This is a genomic window from Flavobacterium sp. U410, from assembly GCF_053570605.1.
Genome location: NZ_JBSEFI010000013.1, coordinates 50646 through 66254 on the forward strand (window position 1 = coordinate 50646; position 15609 = coordinate 66254).

Annotated in this window: 15 protein-coding genes; 4 read left to right on the forward strand and 11 right to left on the reverse strand. The window is 34.8% G+C overall.

Going from position 1 to position 15609, the window contains the following annotated elements; genetic code table 11:
- Positions 1-51: 51 nt before the first annotated feature.
- From fabD to ACUSJC_RS09940, 7 genes are all read right to left on the reverse strand, one after another.
- The gene (gene fabD / locus ACUSJC_RS09910) at positions 52-921 is read right to left on the reverse strand and encodes an ACP S-malonyltransferase (RefSeq protein ID WP_449269416.1); all 870 of its coding nucleotides are present in this window, start codon (positions 919-921) and stop codon (positions 52-54) included.
- Between the two features lie 221 nt (positions 922-1142).
- Positions 1143-1670: a YceI family protein gene (locus ACUSJC_RS09915; RefSeq protein ID WP_449269417.1), complete on the reverse strand. Its 528-nt coding sequence runs from the start codon at positions 1668-1670 to the stop codon at positions 1143-1145.
- Positions 1671-1717: 47 nt separating this feature from the next.
- Positions 1718-2431 (reverse strand): pirin family protein, encoded by a 714-nt coding sequence (locus tag ACUSJC_RS09920; protein WP_449269472.1) that lies wholly within the window; start codon positions 2429-2431, stop codon positions 1718-1720.
- A 250-nt stretch (positions 2432-2681) separates the two neighbouring features.
- Positions 2682-3266, reverse strand: a complete 585-nt coding sequence (locus tag ACUSJC_RS09925; protein WP_449269418.1) for a Crp/Fnr family transcriptional regulator — start codon at positions 3264-3266, stop codon at positions 2682-2684.
- Positions 3267-3348: 82 nt separating this feature from the next.
- Positions 3349-4518 carry a formate-dependent phosphoribosylglycinamide formyltransferase gene (gene purT / locus ACUSJC_RS09930; RefSeq protein WP_449269419.1) on the reverse strand — a complete coding sequence of 390 codons (1170 nt, stop codon included), beginning with the start codon at positions 4516-4518 and terminating at the stop codon, positions 3349-3351.
- Positions 4519-4589: 71 nt separating this feature from the next.
- Positions 4590-5777, reverse strand: a complete 1188-nt coding sequence (locus ACUSJC_RS09935) for a pyridoxal phosphate-dependent aminotransferase (protein ID WP_449269420.1) — start codon at positions 5775-5777, stop codon at positions 4590-4592.
- A 22-nt stretch (positions 5778-5799) separates the two neighbouring features.
- A complete protein-coding gene (locus tag ACUSJC_RS09940) occupies positions 5800-6897 on the reverse strand; it encodes a fatty acid desaturase family protein (RefSeq protein ID WP_449269421.1) in 1098 nt (365 codons plus the stop codon).
- Between the two features lie 110 nt (positions 6898-7007).
- Here ACUSJC_RS09940 and rsmG point away from each other — a divergent pair, with 110 nt between their 5' ends.
- Complete coding sequence (gene rsmG, locus ACUSJC_RS09945; protein ID WP_449269422.1) at positions 7008-7643, forward strand: 16S rRNA (guanine(527)-N(7))-methyltransferase RsmG; 636 nt, start codon at positions 7008-7010, stop codon at positions 7641-7643.
- A gap of 43 nt (positions 7644-7686) precedes the next feature.
- On the opposite strand, the gene pruA is transcribed toward rsmG, so the two are convergent.
- The 4 genes from pruA to ACUSJC_RS09965 all read right to left on the reverse strand — a co-directional run bounded on the left by pruA (position 7687) and on the right by ACUSJC_RS09965 (position 12109).
- A complete protein-coding gene (gene pruA, locus ACUSJC_RS09950) occupies positions 7687-9312 on the reverse strand; it encodes an L-glutamate gamma-semialdehyde dehydrogenase (RefSeq protein ID WP_449269423.1) in 1626 nt (541 codons plus the stop codon).
- Between the two features lie 101 nt (positions 9313-9413).
- Entirely contained in the window at positions 9414-9800 is a 387-nt protein-coding gene (apaG, locus tag ACUSJC_RS09955) for a Co2+/Mg2+ efflux protein ApaG (protein ID WP_449269424.1), read from the reverse strand.
- Entirely contained in the window at positions 9801-10850 is a 1050-nt protein-coding gene (locus tag ACUSJC_RS09960) for a DUF3667 domain-containing protein (protein ID WP_449269425.1), read from the reverse strand. It abuts the gene before it with no gap.
- 2 nt (positions 10851-10852) lie between these two features.
- A complete protein-coding gene (locus ACUSJC_RS09965; RefSeq protein ID WP_449269426.1) occupies positions 10853-12109 on the reverse strand; it encodes a type IX secretion system plug protein in 1257 nt (418 codons plus the stop codon).
- A 197-nt stretch (positions 12110-12306) separates the two neighbouring features.
- On the opposite strand from ACUSJC_RS09965, the gene ACUSJC_RS09970 reads away from it, so the two are divergent.
- From ACUSJC_RS09970 to nqrC, 3 genes are read left to right on the forward strand one after another with little or no spacing between them, the layout of a single operon-like run.
- On the forward strand, positions 12307-13653 hold the full coding sequence (locus ACUSJC_RS09970) for a Na(+)-translocating NADH-quinone reductase subunit A (protein WP_449269427.1): 1347 nt from the start codon (positions 12307-12309) through the stop codon (positions 13651-13653).
- A gap of 28 nt (positions 13654-13681) precedes the next feature.
- Positions 13682-14878 carry an NADH:ubiquinone reductase (Na(+)-transporting) subunit B gene (locus ACUSJC_RS09975; RefSeq protein WP_449269428.1) on the forward strand — a complete coding sequence of 399 codons (1197 nt, stop codon included), beginning with the start codon at positions 13682-13684 and terminating at the stop codon, positions 14876-14878.
- Between the two features lie 3 nt (positions 14879-14881).
- Positions 14882-15607: an NADH:ubiquinone reductase (Na(+)-transporting) subunit C gene (nqrC, locus tag ACUSJC_RS09980; RefSeq protein WP_449269429.1), complete on the forward strand. Its 726-nt coding sequence runs from the start codon at positions 14882-14884 to the stop codon at positions 15605-15607.
- Positions 15608-15609 lie beyond the last annotated feature (2 nt).

The following is a 15609-nucleotide window of genomic DNA, read 5'->3' on the forward strand; positions in this document are numbered from 1 at the left end:
GAAGATAAGAGATAAAAAAACTCCGATGGTATTTCGGAGTTTTTTGATGTTTTATGCAGATATTGTTTCTACTTCTTTATTGATTTTGTTGACTAAACCAACTAATACTTTACCAGGACCAACTTCCGTAAAACTAGTTGCTCCGTCAGCAATCATTTGATTAACCGATTGTGTCCATCTAACTGCTCCTGTTAATTGCGCAATTAAGTTGTTCTTAATTTCAGCAGGATCGCTAACTGCACTTGCTGTTACGTTTTGATATACCGGACAACTTGGTGTTGAAAAAGTAGTCGCTTCAATTGCTGCAGCTAATTCTTCACGAGCAGGTTCCATCATAGGCGAGTGGAAAGCACCACCGACAGGTAAAATTAAGGCACGTTTTGCACCTGCTTCTTTCATTTTTTCGCAAGCTGCTTCAACTGCTTTGTATTCGCCGGAAATTACTAATTGACCCGGACAGTTGTAATTCGCAGCTACAACAACACCATCTATTGAAGCACAAATATCTTCAACAATTTTATCATCTAAGTTTAAAACAGCCGCCATAGTAGAAGGTGTTATTTCGCAAGCTTTTTGCATAGCCATTGCTCTTTGTGAAACCAATTTTAATCCGTCTTCGAAAGATAAAGCTCCATTGGCTACCAAAGCAGAAAATTCACCTAAAGAATGACCAGCAACCATATCCGGATTAGCGTTTAAGGTTTTAAATAAAATAACCGAGTGTAAAAAAACAGCGGGTTGTGTTACTTTCGTTTCCTTCAATTCTTCGGCAGAACCTTCAAACATAATATCGGTAATTCTAAAACCTAGAATTTCGTTTGCTTTCTCAAATAATTCTTTGGCTTCCGCAGAGTTTTCATATAGATCTTTACCCATTCCGGTAAATTGTGCTCCTTGTCCTGGAAATACGTATGCTTTCATAATATTTTCAAAAATTTAGAAGGCAAAAATACATTTTTTTCATGAGAAGCATTCATTTTGCTTTTCAAAACACAACTTGTCATGTGTTTCGCTATACAAGGTACCACTTCACCCACGGCTAAATAAGACCTTTTGATTTTTAAAATGAAAAAACACCATGTGGTGCAACACGGTGTTTTTTACTAAGTAATCAAAAACTAATTATTATGAAAAATAATAATTTATTGTTTTAAAAGTTGTAATTCAACTTCAAGTTTAACGTCTTCTCCAACTAGTACTCCTCCTGTTTCTAAAGCAGCATTCCAGTTTAAACCAAATTCTTTACGGTTAATTTTGCCATAAATATTTAATCCGGCTTTAGTATTTCCCCAAGGATCTTTCATTAATCCGCTAAATTCTGCTGGGAAAGAAACGCTTTTAGTAACATCTTTAATTGTTAAATCACCTGTTACTTCATAATCGTCTCCTTTAGGGGCAAAAGAGGTTACTTTGAAAGTTAATTTTGGAAACTGTTCTGCATCAAAAAAGTCAGTACTTTTTAAATGATTATCACGATCAGCATTTGCAGTATCTACAGAATTAGTATCTGCTGTAAAAACTACTGAAGATTTTGTGAAATCATCATCTTCTGTTTCAATAGTAGCACCATAAGTGTTGAAACTACCAGAAACATTAGTAAACATCATGTGTTTTACTTTAAAACCTACTTTTGAGTGGGTTGGGTCGATTGTCCAAGTTGTCTTAGCCATAATATAATTTTTTTTGTGATTAAGTATTTATTATTTAAAAATTGTGTTTAGTACATAGGAACTTCCATCAATAAAAGTTCAGCATCAGAAGTCGCGGTAATTTTAACGGTTTCAAAGCCCCAAATTCCGTAACCGTCTCTGGTTTCAAGATTTTGATCACCCACGCTTACATTACCTTTTAGAACAAAAACATATAATCCGTTTTTAGCATCGTGAACTTTATAGTCCGTTGTAAAACCTTTGTCGAAATTCCCCATGTTAAACCAAGCGTTTTGATGAATCCAAACTCCTGCATCGTCAGCATTGGGCGATAAAATTTGTTGGAATTTATTATGTCTGTCTTCTACGTTTAGCGTAATTTGGTCATAACGAGGTGTTACATTTCTTTGGTTTGGGAAAACCCAAATTTGAAGAAACTTCACTTGCGAATCTTTGTTTTTGTTGTATTCGCTATGCATCACACCTGTTCCGGCACTCATCACTTGTATGTCACCATGTTTAATAACAGTAGTGTTTCCCATACTGTCTTTGTGTTCCAAATCTCCTTCAAGCGGAATAGATATAATTTCCATGTTTTCATGAGGATGCGTTCCGAAACCCATTCCTGATGAAACTGTGTCATCATTTAAAACACGCAATACTCCAAAGTTTACTCTTTCAGGATTGTAATAGTTAGCGAAGCTAAAAGTGTGGAAACTTTTTAACCAACCATGATCGGCAACACCTCGGCTGTCTGCTTTATGTAAGATTGCATTTTTCATAACATTTGAATTGGTGTTAGGAATATGATTAAAACCTACTTGATTTTCTTTTTCAATGGATTTTTCATTGTCTTGACTTCTAAAAGCATTGCTTAAAAGTAGTCCGGAAGCTAAAAATCCTTTTCGTATAAAATCGGCTCTTTTCATATCCTAAATTTTTATAGTACAAATTTACGATGAGGTTCAAACAGAAACACTTAACCTAGGTTAAGAAAAAAGGAATAGGGAGAATGTGAGTTGTTAAAAAATGTTAATTAGAGCTGTTTCTGAGTAACTTAGCTTTCATTTTGCTGAAAAATTCAGGGGTAACGCCTATGTAGGCTGCAATATATTTTTGAGGAATACTAGCTATTAAACTCGGATATTTTTGTTGGAATTTTTCGTAGCGTTCTTCAGCTGTTAAGCTTAAATTGTCCATTAATCGCTCTTGGTGGGCTACCAATGAATTTTCGATTAAAATTCTGAAAAAGCGTTCCAGTTTTGGTATTTTATGAAATAATTCTTCTTGATCTTCACGAGAAAGTAAAACCAATTCGGAGTCTTCAATAACTTCAATGAAAAGATGTCCCGGTTTTTTAGAGATTAAACTATACATATCACCCATCCACCAATCAGCACAAGCAAAACTCAAAATGTGTTCTACAATATTGTCATTGATGGTAAAGCTTCTTAGAATGCCTTCGTTAACAAAGTAAGTATATTGACTAATTTCACCAGCGTTTAAAAGCATGGTTTTGGCTTTCGCCTTTATGATTTTGGTTTTAGATAAAAATAAAGCCTTTTCTTCTTCGGTAAGAGTAATGTGTTTGCCAATATTATCTAAAATTAAACTCATCTGTATTTTTTATATGGCTAAGATAAGAATTAAGTAAAAGAAAAGCTGCTTACTTTTTAAAAAGTAAACAGCTTATTTATGGTTACGCTTTAACAGTAACTAATGCTGCTGCGGTTTTTGCTTTTTCTACAATTTCTTCCATTGGAGTTCCTAATGTATCGTAAGTTAGAGCAACTCCCATTCTTCTGTATGGACGAGAAGTTGGTTTGCCAAAAAGTCTAAAATCAGTTTTAGGTAAAGCAGCTATTTTTTCTAAGCCTTCAAATTGAGGATTTTCAGAAAAATCAGAAGCTAAAATTACAGCACTTGCTCCCGCTTTTTCTAACGTAATTTCAGCAATGGGAAAGCTTAAAATAGTACGTAAATGCAATTCGAATTCGCTAAAATTTTGTGTTCCGGCTAAAGTTACCATTCCGGTATCATGCGGACGAGGCGATAATTCTGAGAAATAAACACCTTCATCGGCTAAGAAAAATTCCACACCAAAAATTCCGGCTCCGCCAAGGGCTTCCGTTACTTTTTTAGCCATGTCTTGTGCTTCGGCGATAGCTGCGTCTGAAACGTTAGCCGGCTGCCAACTTTCTTGGTAATCACCACGTTCTTGTCGGTGACCAATTGGTGCACAAAACAAGGTTGGTAAATTATTGTTTTGGGTTACCGTTAATAAAGTAATTTCAGAGTTAAAATTAACGAATGCTTCCACGATTACTTCCACTAAATCACCACGAGAACCTTCTACCGCATATTTCCACGCTTTTTCGATATCAGCCTCAGCTTTAATAGTTGATTGTCCTTTTCCTGACGAACTCATTAATGGTTTTACCACACAAGGAATTCCAACTTCAGCAACTGCTTTTTCCAATTCTTCTTGAGATGTTGCATAACGGTAATTAGCTGTACGAAGTCCTAAATCTTTAGCCGCTAAATCGCGAATAGCTTTACGGTTCATGGTAAAATTAGCCGCTTTAGCTGATGGAACTACAGTGATTCCTTGTTTTTCGTAATCATAAAAACGTTCGGTTCTGATGGCTTCAATTTCCGGAACAATAAAATCGGGTTGGTGTTTAGCGATAATCCGGTCTAGCTCAGCGCCATCTAACATGTTGATAACTTCAAATTCGTGAGCTACTTGCATGGCCGGAGCATTAGCATAACTGTCAACTGCAATTACATATTGTCCTAATCGTTGCGCTGCAATCACAAATTCTTTTCCGAGCTCACCCGAACCTAATAAAACTATTTTTTTACGCATGGTTGTTGTGTTGATGTTTATAAAAAAAAGCCCCAAGTTTACTTAGGGCATTTATTTGAAAAAATTATGTTTTAAACCAAAGCTTCTTTAATTCTTTTAATTGCTTCGCGTAATAATTCTTCGCTAGTAGCATACGATAAACGGATACAATTTGGATTTCCAAAAGCATCTCCGGTTACAGTTGCCACATTAGCTTCTGCTAATAAAAACATAGCAAAATCATTAGCGTTGTTGATTTCTTTTCCTTTGATAGTTTTTCCGAAATATTCAGAAACATCAGGGAAGAAATAGAACGCACCTTCCGGTTGATTCACTTTAAAACCTGGAATTTCAGAAAGTAAGTCGTAAACAATGTCCTTACGTTTTGTGAAAGAGTCCACCATATATTGAATGGCAGAAGGTTCTGCAGAAACCGCCGCTAAAGTTGCTCTTTGCGCAATAGAATTAGCACCACTAGTTACTTGTCCTTGAATTTTGGTACACGCTTTAGCAATGAATTCCGGAGCGCCAATGTAACCAATTCTCCATCCGGTCATAGCGAAAGCTTTAGCTACACCATTTACGGTAATTGTTCTGTCTTCCATTCCTGGAAGCGAACCAATACTGCAATACGAATCGGTATAGTTAATGTGCTCGTAAATTTCGTCAGAAACAACATAAATCTGCGGATGTTTTTTCAATACGTCAACTAAAGCTTCTAATTCTGCTTTGCTGTAAATTGAACCTGATGGATTACAAGGCGAACTGAACCACATCATTTTCGTTTTTGGCGTGATGGCCGCTTCTAATTGCGCAGCCGTCATTTTGAAATTGCTTTCAACTGAAGTAGGAACTTCAACCGGAATTCCTCCGGAAAGTTTAACAATTTCAAAATAACTAACCCAATAAGGTGCCGGTAAAATTACTTCGTCGCCATCGTTTAGCATTACCTGAGCAATGTTGTATAAAGATTGTTTTGCACCCGTTGAAACTACAATTTGAGAAGGGGTATACGTTAAGTTATTATCGCGTTTGAATTTATGGCAAATAGCTTCTTTTAAATCTACATAACCATCCACCGGAGGATAAGCACTCCAGTTGTCGTCAATTGCTTTTTTTGCCGCTTCTTTAATAAAATCGGGAGTGTTAAAATCAGGTTCTCCCAAACTTAAACTGATGATGTCTTTCCCTTGAGCTTTTAATTCGCGAGCTAAAGCTGCCATAGCTAAAGTCTGCGATACAGCCAAATTGTTGATACGATCAGATAATACGTGATTCATAATGGATTATTGTTGTGTTATTTTATGATGCAAATTGTGGTTTTCTTCCCAATTCTTTTAAATGTTTGAAGTGAGAATAAATAGCCTGACGAGTAGTTTTGAATTCGTAATACGGTAAATCAAACTCGTGCGCTGTTTCTTTTACAATTTCAGATATTTTTTTGTAGTGAATATGACTGATATTCGGGAAAATGTGATGTTCAATTTGATGGTTCAATCCACCGGTAAAGTAATTTACCAACCAGTTTTTTGGTGCAAAATTAGCAGTAGTGAACAATTGATGTGCTGCCCAAGTGTGTTCCATTTCTCCTTCTTCGTTTGGTTCCGGATTTGTAGTGTCTTCAACAACGTGAGCCAATTGGAAAACCACGCTTAAAATAAGTCCGGCAGTATAGTGCATTAACACAAAACCGATTAAAACTTTCCACCAAGTAATCCCTAAAACCATAGGAGTAACTAACCAAATTGAGAAATAAATTACTTTAGTAATGATTAATGTAGTCCATTGAAAAGCCGGTTTTTTGAAATTCCCATAAGACAATTGACGTTTTAAATAACGTTTCATTTGAAGGAAATCAGTAGTAATTGCCCAATTGAAAGTCAGTAATCCATATAAGAAAATAGAGTAGTAGTGTTGGAATTTATGGAATCTATGCCATTTCGCCTTTTGCGTAAAACGAATGATTTTTCCGGCATCTAAATCTTCGTCATGACCGTGAATATTAGTATACGTGTGGTGGAGAACATTGTGTTGAACTTGCCAGTTATAAACGTTTCCTGCCAAAATATAGATACTGCTACCCATAATTTTGTTTACCCAGCTTTTGGTAGAATACGCTCCGTGGTTGCCGTCGTGCATTACATTCATTCCAACGCCGGCCATTCCTATACCTATTACAATATTTAAAAGTAAGTAAACCCAAAAAGGCATTTCCATTCCTATCAGAAAGAAGTAAGGAGCTAAAAACAAGCTGAACATAATAACTGTTTTTAAATGTAATTTCCAGTTTCCTGTTTTTTTTAGGTTATTCTCTTTAAAATAAGTATTAACTCTTTTATTTAACGTTCTAAAAAAAGCTGCGTTATTCGTTTTCGAAAAAATAGGGGTTTTATTTTGCATAATTCATTAATTCATTGATGGTTTCAAAGGTACTAATATTCTTTTTCGAAATACAGCTTAAAAAAAATATTTCTTAACGAAAAGATGTATTTTTGTTGAAAATTTATAAGATGGATAAAATTTTGCAATACTTTCCTGATTTGTCTGAAAAACAGATAGAACAGTTTAAAATGTTACAGGATTTGTATAACGAATGGAATGCTAAAATTAACGTAATTTCACGCAAGGATATTGACGAATTATATACGCGTCATGTACTTCATTCTTTAGGGATTGCCAAAGTGCTTCCGTTTAAAGATGGAGCTAAAATTATGGACGTTGGAACCGGTGGAGGTTTTCCTGGAATTCCATTGGCAATTTTGTATCCCAATGTGGATTTTTATTTGATTGATGTTATTGCTAAAAAAATAAAAGTAGTAACCGAAGTAGCGAATGCTCTTGGATTGAAAAATGTAAAAGCAGAGCAAAAGCGTGCCGAATTAGTTAAAGAAGAATTTGATTTTGTGGTAAGTCGTGCGGTGACCAATATGCCTGATTTTGTAAAATGGGTAAAAGGAAAAATCGCTAAAGATTCGGTTCACGAAATGAAAAACGGAATTCTCTATCTAAAAGGAGGTGATTTGTCAGAAGAATTAGCAGTGTACCAAAATGTACAGCTTTTTGATTTGGCTGAAATTTTTGATGATGAATTCTTTGAAACCAAAAAAGTAGTGTATCTTCCTATGAAGTATAACAAGAAAAACTAAAAATAGAAAGTCCCGCAATTGCGGGACTTTTTTATGATCTGTCTTATCCTAAAAATGGATATCTGTAATCTTCCGGAACAATAAGCGTTTCTTTGATGGTTCTTGGTGAAACCCAACGCAATAAGTTCAGAATAGAACCTGCTTTATCGTTAGTTCCTGATGCTCTGGCGCCACCAAAAGGTTGATTTCCTACAACTGCACCTGTTGGTTTATCGTTGATGTAGAAGTTTCCGGCAGCATTTTGTAAAGCAAGAGTTGCTTCTTCAATAGCATAACGATCCTGACTGAAAATAGCTCCTGTTAAAGCGTATTCTGAAGTAGCGTCAACTAATTCTAAAGTTTCAGCCCATTTTGCGTCTTCGTATACATAAATAGTTACTACAGGTCCGAAAAGTTCCGTTTCCATAGTTTTGTATTTAGGATTTGTAGTCAAAATAACGGTTGGTTCCACAAACCATCCTTTTGAGTTGTCATAACCGCCGCCTAAAATAACTTCAGCATCGCTATCTTGTTTTGCTTGTTCAATGTAAGAAACTAATTTATTGAACGAACCTTCGTGAATTACCGCTGTAAAGAAGTTCGATAAATCTTCTGGTGAACCCATTTTAATCGATTGAACGTCTGCTGTTAATTGGTCTTTCACTGCTGACCATAAACTTTGCGGAATGTAAACTCTTGAAGCAGCACTACATTTTTGTCCTTGGAATTCAAAAGCACCACGAACAATTCCTGTTACTACTTGTTTTACATTTGCAGAAGGGTGTGCTACGATAAAATCTTTACCGCCTGTTTCGCCAACAATTCTTGGATACGTTTTATAGTTGTGAATGTTAGCACCTACTTTAGCCCATAAATCTTTAAATACATGAGTTGATCCTGTGAAGTGAATACCTGCAAAATCAGGACTAGCTAATAAGGTATCGGTAATCATTACCGGATCTCCGTAAACTACGTTGATTACGCCATCCGGAACGCCGGCTTCTTTGAAAATATCAATGATTACTTTTGCAGAGAAAATTTGACTATCACTTGGTTTCCAAACAACCACATTACCCATCATAGCAGCACTTGCCGGTAAATTAGCAGCAATAGCGGTAAAGTTGAAAGGAGTAATAGCATAAACAAAACCTTCTAGCGGGCGGTGTTCTACACGATTCCAAACCGAAGAATCTGAAATAGGTTGTTCTTTATAGATTTGCGTCATGTATTCCACATTAAAACGCAAGAAATCTGTTAATTCACAAGCCGAGTCAATTTCTGCTTGATGAACAGTTTTTGATTGAGCAATCATCGTTGCTGCGTTGATTCTGGCACGGTACGGTCCGGCAACTAATTCAGCAGCTTTTAAGAAAATAGCAGCTCTGGATTCCCAAGAAGTGTTAGCCCATTTTTTACGAGCTTCTAAAGCAGTAGCAATAGCTTTTTCCACATGCTCTTTTTCAGCTAAATGGTATGTCCCTACAACGTGTTGGTGGTCGTGAGGAGCTGTTAAATTTCTGGTGTTTCCGGTTCTGATCTCTTCTTTGCCAATATATAATGGAACATCTACAGTTTCATTCCACATTTTTTTGTAGGCAGCTAAAACCTGCTCTCTTTCTGGGGTTCCGGGGGCATACGATTTTACAGGTTCGTTTACTGCCTTCGGAACATTGAAAAATCCTTTTGACATGATATTGTTGTTTAGGAATTATTAAATTTTTGGTACGCAAATTTACTAAAAAATAAATATTCTTCAGTAATAAAAGTGATTGACAAAGCGTTAATAAAAACTTAATTCAAGGCAAAAGGGGCACTGAATTTAAAAGTGGGAATGAAAACTTTAAAGCTTTTAGTCGTTGTAAAGTTGATCATATTAAAATAACCTTTCATGGCTCCAATAGGAGAGGAAAGAAGGCAACCTGAAGTATAGGTGTGTTTTTCGCCTGGTTTTAAAACCGGTTTTTTCCCCACAACGCCTTCGCCATCTACTAATTCTTTGTTGTTTAAAGCGTCTAAGATTTCCCAGTGTCTTGAGTTTAACTGAACTGAATCTTTGCTTTGGTTTTCTATGGTAATTTGATAACTAAAGGCAAAGTGGATTCTGTAGTTTTTGAAATAAGTACCTTCAAAACTAGTCAATACAGAGATTTTAATGCCTTTTGTAATTTGGGTTACCATCTATTTTATTAATATTCCAAAAATAAACGCAATAAATATTACGAATAAGAATGCAATCATGAATAATGGATGTAAAAGTACTAATTTAAAAATTGTTTTCCAACGGCTCAATTGATAAAAATTTCTTAAAGACCGGTATAAATAATATGGAAATACTAAAAAGAAACAAACAAATGAAATAAAATTTTGAAAAGCTGAGCTAAAAATGTCGATTACATTGAAAAGTATAAAACAAATAAATATAAAAGTATAGAAAGTATATACAAAAATCAGATGCTCAGTATAATTGATGTTTCTATTGTAAAATACCATCCAGAATATAACTGTAATGAAAGGGATAGAAAGGAAGATTAAAAACGGAAGTTTTTCGTAAAAATATTCTAAAATTTCGTCCTCTATATCGTTTGTTTTAAAGGTTTTGGCTTTGCTGGCTAAAAAGCGATTCATTCTGCTGTTTTCATACCCTAAATCTTTTAGCATAAAACTAACTTCTTTATCGGGATGTTCTATATGGTAATTTCTAAAAGAAGTTAAGGTATATTTTAATTTCTTAAAACGATTATTAGCGTTTTTATGTAAGATTTCTTCTTTGTAAATAGAGTCAATACTCAAGTTTTTATAGGTTTGAGTTTCCTTTTTGCCAAATAAGTCAGTGGTTACCGTGATGCTGTCATTTTTGGTTTCAGCTTCAATTAATTCTGAAGTTTTTGGTTTGGTTTTGTCCTTGTCTTCAGTGATAGAAAAACTTAAAAACAGTAAAATAGAAACGCTTAAAAACAAACGAAAAGGATTAGCGTAAGTAGCTCTTTGTCCTGCGTTATATCTTTTGGATAAAACGCCTGGCTTTGAAAAGATAGAAAGTATCGAATTTCGCAACTTAGAATCATAAGCGTAGAAATTAGAAAAAAATTCTTCGATGAAATCTGAAATGGTGATTTTTTTAGTCGAATTTAATTGTCCGCAATAATGGCAATAGCGTTCGCTAAAATCTAAAGGAGTATTACAATTTAAGCATTTGCTGCTTCTGTACTTGGCGTCTTTTCTGCTCATGTTTAATTACGAATGTCTTCACTATTAATGGTAGCGATGCCTATAACGCGATCATAGCGATCAGTATTATTACGGTAGTAAACTAAAATAGTGTATGTGTTTTCAGTTAAATAAAAGTTTCCGTCAATAGCATCTTCAAAATTAATTTTTTTGGACGCATTAGCTATGACATATTGGTAATTTACATAACCTTGCTTTAGGTATAATGCTTTTTCGTAGCGATTTGTTTTTGGGTTAAACGCCATTTTGTTTTCTTCGCCTAAATCGTAATTGTTAAACATTCCGTTGATGTAAATATCTTCTTTTGAAAATAATTCGGGTGTGTCAAGAGAGAAATAAACCCAGGAATAGTCAGATTCTATTTCGTTATTGTCAACTGCTGAAGCATTTTTTACATAAAAGTTGCCATCAAAATCGGGGAAATAAGTATAAACATTATTCCTGCGGGGAAGCGATGTATACAAGAAAGAGTTGTAAATGTTGTCTCCTGATGTAACACGTGCTACACTATTATTGATTATTCTGATATTCGAAGTGTCAAAGGTGTAAAATTCATTCCCGCCCCAAAACTGAGTCTCCTTGTTGTATTTGTAAATCAATTGAGTCCCTAAAGTATATTGAGGCTTGATATTGGTTATTGCAGTATTCCAGTTAGCATTTTGAAAAATACAAAGCTTGACATTTCGAATAGGATCTTGAAGATATTGCTCTCCATAATCGATAGCGATCTCGATATTTTGTTTGGTATTCATTCCTTCAAAATCTCTGGCGCGTCTTACTTCTCCGGTTATTGTTGTTTTGTCTTGATAAATGACAAATTTTCGCGAAAAAACTAATTCTTGTTCATCGTTAAAAATTTTGATGATGTAATTTCCCGTTTTGGTAATTTGGTTATAGCGATTTGGAAAAGCCTGAACATAATGAGAATATGATTGTAATGTGTTGTAAGAATTTTGATAAGTCATAATGCGCTGATTATCTAATCCTTGTAAATATTCGTTTTTGGCTAAAGTAGTTGGAGTCCAATCATAGTTGCATTGTGTAATAGTGTAATAATAATCAGCTTCATTCGCATATAAATCATCAAATTGAAACTCAAATGCTTCGCCTAATTGAAAAAAAGGTACACTGATTACACTATTTTTAACAAAACAAATAGTTTTGATATTGAAAGGTGGTGTTTTTTCAACTTCTTTTTGAGCTGAAGCAGAAAGAGTAAATAATGTTAAAAAGGCTAAAAAAATGTTCTTGAAACTCATGTGTGTCACAGTTTTGTTGTAAAAATAATCAAACTATTCTGAGTAATGCAAATTAAAAGCCTATATAATTGAAAGTTGTTAATTTAGAATGAGTATAAATAAATAAAAAGCCCAACTTAATTTTTGGTATCGCAAAGGGTAATTAATTAAATTTGCCTGTTTTATAAAAATATAGTACTAACCATATCTTCAATAACATGTCAAAAGACATTCGAATTAAAAAAGGTTTAGACCTTAAGTTGAAGGGTGAAGCTGAAAAAAACGTTACAGCAACTACCCGCTCGAAAGTCTATGCTATCAAACCTTCTGATTTTCATGGTGTAACCCCAAAAATGGTTGTGAAAGAAGGAGCTAAGGTGAAAGCAGGTGAAGTCATTTTTTACTCAAAAAATGATGAAGCTGTAAAGTTTGTATCACCGGTTAGCGGGACGATTCAAGAGATTGTAAGAGGCGAAAAAAGAGTTATTTTAGCTGTTAAAATCGCTGCCGATTCTCAAGATGTCTCAGTGGAGCATAGTAAGAAAAACCCTAAGGATTTAGATGGTAATCAAGTAAAAGAAATGTTGTTAGCTTCTGGATGCTGGCCATTTGTAAAACAACGTCCTTATGACGTAATTGCGAATTCGGCTGAAACTCCAAAAGCTATTTTTGTGTCTGGTATTAATTCTGCTCCATTAGCGGGAGATTTGAATTTTGTTTTAGCGGATAAAAAAGAAGCATTGGCTGCTGGTTTTACGGCTCTTAAAAAACTAACTTCAGGAAAAGTTCACTTAACAGTAACTTCCCAAGCTGACTTTATTCCTACAGTAGAAGGATTAGAAGTTCACAAAGGTTCAGGGAAACATCCGGTTGGGTTAGTTTCAACTCAAATAGCAATAATTGATCCATTAAATAAAGGAGAACGTGCTTGGGTAGTTCAAATCGAAGATGTAGCAATCATCGGAGAATTGTTCTTAACAGGTAAAGTTAATTTTGAAAGAACGGTTGCTTTAACAGGAACAGGTTTTGAGAATCCTTCTTATGTGAAAGCTATAGCAGGTTCTCAGATGGCAGATTTAGTTAACGGAAATTTGAAAGGAAATACGTACCGTGTAATTAGCGGTAATGTGTTGACAGGAGATAAAAAATCAAAAGAAGATTTCTTAGGATTTTATCACAATCAAGTTACAGCTATTCCGGAAGGTGATGATTATGATTTCTTTGGTTGGAATTTACCACGCCCTAATAAATTTAGTGTTTACAGAGCTGGAATGTTCTCGTTTTTAACACCAAACAAGAAATATGATTTAAATACAAATACGAATGGAGAACACAGAGGATTTGTATTAACTGGTGAATATGAGAAAGTTTGTCCTTTAGATATTTATCCAATGCAGCTATTAAAAGCAATTTTAGTTAAAGATATCGATCAAATGGAGGCTTTAGGAATCTATGAAGTAGCTCCTGAAGATTTCGCTTTAACTGAATTTGTTGATGTTTCTAAACAAGATCATCAAAGAATAGTGAGACAAGGTTTGGATTTAATGATTAAAGAAGTTGGTTAATCTCTAAAGAAATTTAATATCACTAAAAATGAGTTTAAAACAAAATTTACATAATTTAAAAGAAAAGTACAGCGGTACTAAATTTGAACAATCGTTCAATGCTTTGCATACTTTTCTTTATATGCCTAACATTACAACGCACTCTGGTGCGCATGTTAGAGATGCAGCCGATTTAAAGCGTGTGATGAACACGGTTATCATGGCTATGGTTCCGGTATTGCTATTTGGTATGTTTAATGCCGGTTATCAAATGAACGGTCAAATCAATGGTTTTGAAAGTACAGCTTTCTTGAGTTTAGATAATTTCATCGTTGGTTTACAAAAAATTCTTCCTTTATTAATCGTTTCTTATGGTGTAGGTTTAGGGATCGAATTTATTTTCGCTACGGTAAAAAAACATGAAGTAGAAGAAGGATACTTGGTAACAGGTATGCTTGTGCCGCTTATTGTTCCTATTGATTTGCCTTTATGGATGTTAGCGGTTGCCGTTGCATTTGGGGTAATCATTGGTAAAGAATTATTCGGTGGTACGGGTATGAATGTCCTTAATCCGGCATTAACAATTCGTGCCTTTTTATTCTTCAACTGGGCAGCTTGGATGTCTGGAGATAAAGTTTGGGTTCACGGAGTGGTTGACGGTGTTAAAAAAGCAAATGGCGTAGATGCTATTTCAGGTGAAACTATTTTAGGTCAATTGGCTCAAAATAAAGAATTACATCATTCGGCTTACGATATGTTCATGGGGTTGATTCCAGGTTCTGTAGGTGAAACATCTACTGTATTGATTATATTCGGAGGATTGTTATTGATCTTAGCGGGTATCGGTAGTGCTCGTATTATGATTTCAGCTGTTGTAGGTGCTGCTGTAATGGGATTAATTTTTAACGGTTTAGTAAGTTCTGGAGTAATTTTAGAAGGAACCAAATTCTATAGCTTAATGGCTTTCCCATGGTACCAACATTTATTAGTTGGAGGTATCGCTTTTGGTATTGTATATATGGCTACTGATCCGGTAACGGCTTCTCAAACGAATACAGGTAAATTGATCTACGGATTCTTAATTGGATTGTTCTCAATCTTAATTAGAGTTTTCAACCCTGCATTCCCGGAAGGAGTAATGATGGCAATCTTATTAATGAATGTATTTGCTCCAACTATCGATCATTATGTAGTTCAGGCAAACGTGAAGAGAAGAATGAAACGTTTAAAACTTAAAACTGCTTAATTTATGTCAACAAAACGTACAGATTCAAACGTATATACTCTAGTATTTGCTGTAATATTAGTAGTAGTAGTAGGTTCGTTGTTGGCATTCTTTGCAAATGCAACGAAAGAAATGCGTGATAACAACGATAAAGTTAAAACGCAAATAGATATTTTAAGTTCTATCGGTGTAGAAGCAACTCGTGCTAATGCTACCGAAATGTTTACACAGTATATTAAAAAGCAATATGTGATTGAAGGGACAACCGCTACTGAAAATCCTGAAGCTTACTTAATTGATGTAAAAAAAGAACAAGATGCTGCAAAAGCAGGTAAAACACAACGTTTACCAATGTTTGTTAGTGAGAAAGATGGTAAAACCATTTATATCATTCCGGTAAGAGGAAATGGTTTATGGGATGCTATTTGGGGTTATGTAGCCTTGAATGATGATTTAAAGTCAATCAATGGTGTATTCTTCGATCACAAAGGAGAAACTCCGGGATTAGGAGCTAATATTACTGAGCCATTCTTTAAAGATGATTTCAAAGGTGAAATGATCTACGATAAAGAAGGAAACTATAAAGCAGTAACTACTTCTAAATCTAACGCTGACCCTAACAATGAAGATAAGACAGATAATGAAGTGGATGCAATTTCTGGTGCTACTATTACAAGTAATGGGGTAAGTGCTATGTTGAAAAAAGGAATTAGCCTGTACTTACCTTATTTTGAAACTTTAAAAAAATAAAC

What these genes read in the sequence shown, in the direction of transcription:
- ACUSJC_RS09935 (WP_449269420.1), bottom strand. Translation starts at nt 5,777, where the DNA reads ATGAATCACGTATTATCTGATCGTATCAACAATTTGGCTGTATCGCAG.
- ACUSJC_RS09920 (WP_449269472.1), bottom strand. Translation starts at nt 2,431, where the DNA reads ATGAAAAATGCAATCTTACATAAAGCAGACAGCCGAGGTGTTGCCGAT.
- ACUSJC_RS09970 (WP_449269427.1), top strand. Translation starts at nt 12,307, where the DNA reads ATGTCAAAAGACATTCGAATTAAAAAAGGTTTAGACCTTAAGTTGAAG.
- pruA (WP_449269423.1), bottom strand. Translation starts at nt 9,312, where the DNA reads ATGTCAAAAGGATTTTTCAATGTTCCGAAGGCAGTAAACGAACCTGTA.
- ACUSJC_RS09915 (WP_449269417.1), bottom strand. Translation starts at nt 1,670, where the DNA reads ATGGCTAAGACAACTTGGACAATCGACCCAACCCACTCAAAAGTAGGT.
- ACUSJC_RS09960 (WP_449269425.1), bottom strand. Translation starts at nt 10,850, where the DNA reads ATGAGCAGAAAAGACGCCAAGTACAGAAGCAGCAAATGCTTAAATTGT.
- fabD (WP_449269416.1), bottom strand. Translation starts at nt 921, where the DNA reads ATGAAAGCATACGTATTTCCAGGACAAGGAGCACAATTTACCGGAATG.
- ACUSJC_RS09975 (WP_449269428.1), top strand. Translation starts at nt 13,682, where the DNA reads ATGAGTTTAAAACAAAATTTACATAATTTAAAAGAAAAGTACAGCGGT.
- ACUSJC_RS09925 (WP_449269418.1), bottom strand. Translation starts at nt 3,266, where the DNA reads ATGAGTTTAATTTTAGATAATATTGGCAAACACATTACTCTTACCGAA.
- purT (WP_449269419.1), bottom strand. Translation starts at nt 4,518, where the DNA reads ATGCGTAAAAAAATAGTTTTATTAGGTTCGGGTGAGCTCGGAAAAGAA.
- rsmG (WP_449269422.1), top strand. Translation starts at nt 7,008, where the DNA reads ATGGATAAAATTTTGCAATACTTTCCTGATTTGTCTGAAAAACAGATA.
- ACUSJC_RS09965 (WP_449269426.1), bottom strand. Translation starts at nt 12,109, where the DNA reads ATGAGTTTCAAGAACATTTTTTTAGCCTTTTTAACATTATTTACTCTT.
- apaG (WP_449269424.1), bottom strand. Translation starts at nt 9,800, where the DNA reads ATGGTAACCCAAATTACAAAAGGCATTAAAATCTCTGTATTGACTAGT.
- nqrC (WP_449269429.1), top strand. Translation starts at nt 14,882, where the DNA reads ATGTCAACAAAACGTACAGATTCAAACGTATATACTCTAGTATTTGCT.
- ACUSJC_RS09940 (WP_449269421.1), bottom strand. Translation starts at nt 6,897, where the DNA reads ATGCAAAATAAAACCCCTATTTTTTCGAAAACGAATAACGCAGCTTTT.